The sequence below is a fragment of the Methylobacterium isbiliense genome, from assembly GCF_022179325.1.
Taxonomy (GTDB): domain Bacteria; phylum Pseudomonadota; class Alphaproteobacteria; order Rhizobiales; family Beijerinckiaceae; genus Methylobacterium; species Methylobacterium isbiliense.
In genome coordinates, this window is the sequence record NZ_BPQQ01000140.1 from 1 (window position 1) to 5,005 (window position 5,005).

At 68.5% G+C, this 5,005-nt stretch carries 4 protein-coding genes and 2 pseudogenes; 4 read left to right on the forward strand and 2 right to left on the reverse strand.

Translation table 11 applies throughout. The annotated features are described in order from the left end of the window. Positions 1-240: 240 nt before the first annotated feature. The 4 genes and pseudogenes from MFF61_RS33210 to MFF61_RS33225 all read left to right on the forward strand — a co-directional run. A pseudogene (locus MFF61_RS33210) lies at positions 241-1,128 on the forward strand (IS256 family transposase); the annotation flags it as partial. 232 nt (positions 1,129-1,360) lie between these two features. Beyond that, positions 1,361-1,570, forward strand: coding sequence for a hypothetical protein (locus MFF61_RS33215; protein WP_238242039.1), 210 nt, complete (start codon positions 1,361-1,363; stop codon positions 1,568-1,570). Between the two features lie 102 nt (positions 1,571-1,672). Then, complete coding sequence (locus MFF61_RS33220; RefSeq protein ID WP_238242040.1) at positions 1,673-1,876, forward strand: hypothetical protein; 204 nt, start codon at positions 1,673-1,675, stop codon at positions 1,874-1,876. Positions 1,877-3,000: 1,124 nt separating this feature from the next. Beyond that, on the forward strand, positions 3,001-3,258 hold the full coding sequence (locus MFF61_RS33225; RefSeq protein WP_238242041.1) for a hypothetical protein: 258 nt from the start codon (positions 3,001-3,003) through the stop codon (positions 3,256-3,258). Positions 3,259-3,290: 32 nt separating this feature from the next. Here the strand turns inward: MFF61_RS33225 and MFF61_RS33230 are convergent. Next, positions 3,291-3,590, reverse strand: a pseudogene (locus MFF61_RS33230) (transposase); the annotation flags it as partial. A 276-nt stretch (positions 3,591-3,866) separates the two neighbouring features. Continuing rightward, positions 3,867-4,595 (reverse strand): transcriptional regulator, encoded by a 729-nt coding sequence (locus MFF61_RS33235; protein ID WP_238242042.1) that lies wholly within the window; start codon positions 4,593-4,595, stop codon positions 3,867-3,869. Between the last annotated feature and the right edge of the window lie 410 nt (positions 4,596-5,005).

Genomic DNA, 5,005 nt, shown 5'->3' on the forward strand with positions numbered 1-5,005 from the left:
ACACATTCTGCGATGACCCCACAACGCTCACCGCATCGAACTCGCCGGCGAGAGCCTGCGCAAACGCAAGGCGGCCGAGCCCGCCGCTTGACCTCTTAGACCGACCTCGTGATCCTCACCCCGGACCCGCGGGAGCACCCCGTCACTGGCCGGCTTCAGATCGGATCAGTGGACGGCTTCGCCTCGGAACGACGGCCGGCTTCAAATCGGAATCCCCGGCCGGCTTCGTCGGAATACGCAGCCTACATCCAGGGCGTCTCGACGCGCTCGGTGCACGACTTGGTCCGGGCAATGGGGATGAGCGGCATCTCCAAAAGCCAGGTCAGCCGGCTGTGCGAGGAGATTGATGAGCGGGTGAAGGCCTTCCTGGAGCGGCCGATCGAGGGTGAGTGGCCCTACTGCTGGATCGACGCCACCTACGTGAAGGTGCGCCAAGCCGGCCGGGTGGTCTCGATGGCGGTGACAGTCGCGGTCGGCGTCAACACCGATGGCCGCCGCGAAGTGCTGGGCATGGACATCGGCCCCTCGGAGGCCGAGACCTTCTGGACCGAGTTTCTGCGCAAGCTGGCCCGGCGCGGGCTGCGCGGCGTGAAGCGGGTCGTCTCCGACGCGCATGAAGGCCTGAAGGCCGCTGCCGCTCGCGTGTTGAACGCCACCCATCAGCGCTGCCGCGTGCACTTCGCCCGCACTGCGCTCGCCCACGCCGGCAAGAGCGGCCGGCGCGTGGTCTCGGCGCTGATGGCCACTGCCTTCGCTCAGGACGACGTCGCAGCCGCCAAGGCGCAGTGGCGCAAGGTCTCCGATCAGCTGCGGCCGAAGTTGCCGAAGTTGGCCGAGCTGATGGACCGCGCCGAGGATGACGTGCTGGCCTACATGAGCTTCCCGGCGGCGCACCGGGTGAAGCTGCACTCGGTCAATCCGCTTGAGCGCGTCAAACGCGAGATCAAGCGGCGCACCGAGGTGGTCGGCATCTTTCCCAACCAGACCGCCGTCACCCGGCTCGTCGGCGCCATCCTGCTCGAGCAGTCCGACGAATGGGCGGTCCAGCGCTCGCGCTACATGACCCTGGAAAGCATCGCGCCGCTCAGCGATGATGCCCTCGTCGGCCTGCCCGCCGTGGCTGCCTGACCAGATCCGGCTTTGGCCGAGATCGCGGTGATCACACCGACAAAGCTACACCACGGCTTGGGGCACGATCCAGGTTCTCGATCGGAGTTCGTCCTTCGGTGGGGTGTCGAGGGGCCGGCGGCGGCTCACGGGGGCTGGAGAACCCCGCCCACTGCCGGCCCCACATCGCACCTGTCGGCCGTGACAGCTCGAACCATCTGTCTGTCCCATGGGCCAGAGGGGCAGGAGCCGGATGAACACCTTCACCGTCACGATCGAGACACCCGCCGGCCCGCTCGCGCTGCGCCGGGACACCGCGGAGGCCGCGATCGAGACGGGCCGCACGTTGCAGCGGGAGGGCGTCGGTAAGGTGTTCATCACGCCGCCCGGCGGGACGCCCCAGCCGCTCGCCGAGTTCGTCTCGGCCGCGATCAAGGATCTACCCGACTGGGATCCGGCCTGACGGTTGTCCCCTCGTTGCAGCGGCCGATCCGGGCGGCTGCGCCATCGCAGGTGAATGCCCCCCCCCCGATCAACCGCTAACGCGATCGCGGATCGTCCTCTCGTGGTCACGCGCATGCAGACCCCATCGACCCACAAGGCGGCCGAGTACCGGAAGCGCGCCCGGGATGCGCGCGAGCGGGCGGCATGGCTGTCCCACAGGGAGGCCCGCGAGCGGCTGCTGGAGCTGGCGCTGCAGTTCGATCAGCTGGCGGAGACCGAGGAGCGGTGGGGGCAGCGGCGGCCCGAGCTGCCCTCGCGCGCGTGAGGGCTTGGGCGGCCTGCTTCGTTCCATAACACCCGTTCGGCGAACGGAATCGGGCCCTTCAGCAAGTCCTCGCAAGCTCTCGCAGGCGCCGTGAGCCGGCCGCCAGTCGAGGGCCAGTTGATCGGCCTCTCAGGCAACCGCGCGGGCAGGCGGCTGTACTTCCCTGCTCTTTGTGAGGGAACCGGCCCCGCCGCCCCTGCGAGGCTGCCCGTGTTCCGTGCCGGCCCGGCCTAACCCCGGCGCAGAACGGCGGGTCGGGTGGCGGGTCAGTGCAGCGACCACGTGCCCGGCCCGTACAGCTACGTTCAACCTGGGTGAGCGACGGCTGGCGCGATCCACCCGACACAAGGCGTATGGTGCTGCTGTCCTCCTTCCCGTCGACGCAGGTGGACGACAGCATCAGCGGGCCGGGTGTCTCAGCGACACGACACCCGGCCCGCGCCTCTCCCTTCAGTCCCGTCCGTCCACCCCCTGATGGTCAGACTCTGAGGCCTCTTCCATCGCCTGCCGCGCCCTAGCCCTGGGGCTCTCCGCATCCATCGCCCCGCCGACGCCCACTCCGGCGAACCGCAGGTCCCAATCGCGCTGCCCCCGCCGCGCCCTCGCTCGCGGGCTCTCGGTGCTCATCGCCTCGGAGTGGAGCGGGTGATCGTCGCGAGGCTCATCGGGCTCGTTCATCGGTGCAGCTCCTCGAAGGTGGCAGCCTCGCCCCAGCTCGCCGTCCTTCACCCTGTTGCGCGCAAAGGAGTACCGGCGCGGGGTAGAGACCGGCTCACACGGCTACGTTTATCTGTGTGAAAGACGGTCGGCGCACTCCGGACGACACGACGCTTGTGGTGCTGCTCGTGTCCATCCTGCCGGTTCGGTACACGGGCGGCTTCACAGCGGGCCGGGTGGAGGAAACCTTCCGGGGGGCACCCGGCCTGTACAGCTACGTTCAACCTGGGTGAGAGACAGCGGGCGCTGTCCAGGCGACAGATCGCGTGTGGAGCCGCTCGTCTTCTTCCCGTTTCACTCGTGCGCGGGCAGCTTCATCAGCGGGCCGGGAGCATTCTCCCTCATCTTCCCCCCACCCGGCCCGCTGCCCTGATCACCCGACTAGGTGCGGGGTCGATATGACCGGCATGGCTGACCGGCTCACGATCGGCGAGCTGTTGACGCTCAGGATCGTGACGCCCCACGAACTGCAAGCGGTCATCGACAGCTTCCTGGCCAACCCGCAGCCGGGCTGGTGGGAGATCACGGACGGGATCAGCATCGACATCCTGACGGCCGTCAATGCGCACCCTCACGTGCGAGCCTGGATGTCTCAAGCCGGAGCGACCTTGGCGGCGCATGAGCTGGCCATCCGCACGGTGATCCTGTCGGCCAAGCCAGTCTGATCCGACCGAGCAGGCGAGGCCCGTGGCCTGCGTGCGGTCAGCGCCTTCTCGGCCAGCCGTCGGGGCTCAAGAAAGAACGGGAAGTAGCTGCCCTTCCTGAGTTTCGGGATCCGCAGCTCGACGGTCCCGGCGCGGGTCTCCCAGTCGCGCTCGCGGTAGCCATTGCGTTGGACGAGCCGCTCGGGGCTTTTCTCGCCGTGCGGCGCGCCGGTGATCTGGCCCACCTCCAGCTCCATCAGCCGCTCGGCCGCAAAGCCGATCATCTCGCGCAGCAGGTCGGCATCGGCGCTCTTCTCCAGCAGCCCGCGCAGGCTCATCATCTCGTCGGTCATCGGAGGTCTCTCGGGTTCGAGGTTGGTGCTTGCAACCCGACTCTACCCGGCAACCGCCGATGACCACCCCGCGTGAGATCCCACCTGCTTCAGCGCTGGTATGGGCGCGCAGGCGGGCTCTCTCGCTCCCGGCCAGCTACACCACCGTCAGGGACACGACCTGAAACCGCGATCGCGGCGTTCGGCCAAGCGGACACCGTCTGCAGGACGCATGTCGCCCGTGCATGGCCTCGACCGCCGCCGCTGCGCCGCTTCCGCGAATCTGAACACGCCTCTCTAGGTGGCGCAGACCCGACTGCGACCCTGCCCATCGGCAGCCCTGCTTGTATTCCGCGAGGCTGGATTCACAGAACTATCCCTATCAGTAAGCGTGCCCTGCGCAGATCTGCACCCACCCCCTAATGGCAGGGTGGAGCGGGTCCGGAAGCCTTGGGCAGCAGGCCACCGCACGGCGGGCGCAGGCGGGCGCCGTCCCTCGGCAAGCCGCAGCCAGGACCTCCACTCGGCCGAGACGATGCGCACCACGTTCGTGTCATTGCGCCAGCCGGTGATCGCCCGCTCCTCGATCGTCACCAAGCCGAGATGCCGGGCCTCGCGCAGGGCGTTGCGCACCAGCGTCTCGGACACACCCGCCAGCGCCGCGATGTGGCCGATGGCGAGGCGGCAATCCCCGCGCCGGCAGACCTCGGCCGCCACGACGGCGAGCACCGCGATCTCTCCGGGCGTGAACCGGGCCGCGAGCTGCGGGGGGAGCCTGCCAGAGGCCGCCCAGCGGCGTCGGCGCTCTAGGCTAGCGTCGGACCGCGGTCGGGAGCCCACGGGCTTCCTGGGGATCTCTGAGGCCGCTTGAAGGACCTTGCGGCTCTCGATGAGGGCGGACAGCTCCTCGGCCTCCGCCTCGCTCACCTGCCCCGTGCCGTAGGCACGCCAGAGCACTGCTGCCACGTCCGGCAGCTTCATACGGGGCGCCACCATCACGGTGGCCCGGATCTGGTCAGCTAGCATCGTTCCCGGCCCTCATCGGGCCGCAGCAGCTCGTTCGGGCGCTGCAATTAATTGCAGGCGCCCGGTCCCAAAAGGCAAAAGCCCACCGAGCTGAGAAAGCGAGTTCTCAGTTGACTCCCAAGGGGGAGCTATGGTGATGTTGGGATTGACGAGATACCCGGACATCACCCGGTTTCGACGGCCCCCTCCCGGCAAGGAGCGGGGCCGTTGGCTTTTCAGGGGTTCACTGCGGCGGCGGTGGTCTCCTGTGGCGACTCGGCGGGGGTGCCGAGAGCCTTAACGGGCCATCTGAGCCCGAGCGGAGCGGTTCGTCAAACCCGCATTGGCCAGTCAGCACACTTGGCCGATTACTCTATCGCCGGGTTGCCCCTCAGCTATCTTGCGCGCTTGGGTGCACGAGCTGTTGCCCA

Excerpts from the sequence above, each read along its gene's own strand:
- MFF61_RS33215 (WP_238242039.1), top strand. The coding sequence starts at position 1,361 with ATGAACACCTTCACCGTCACGATCGAGACACCCGCCGGCCCGCTCGCG.
- MFF61_RS33225 (WP_238242041.1), top strand. The coding sequence starts at position 3,001 with ATGGCTGACCGGCTCACGATCGGCGAGCTGTTGACGCTCAGGATCGTG.
- MFF61_RS33235 (WP_238242042.1), bottom strand. The coding sequence starts at position 4,595 with ATGCTAGCTGACCAGATCCGGGCCACCGTGATGGTGGCGCCCCGTATG.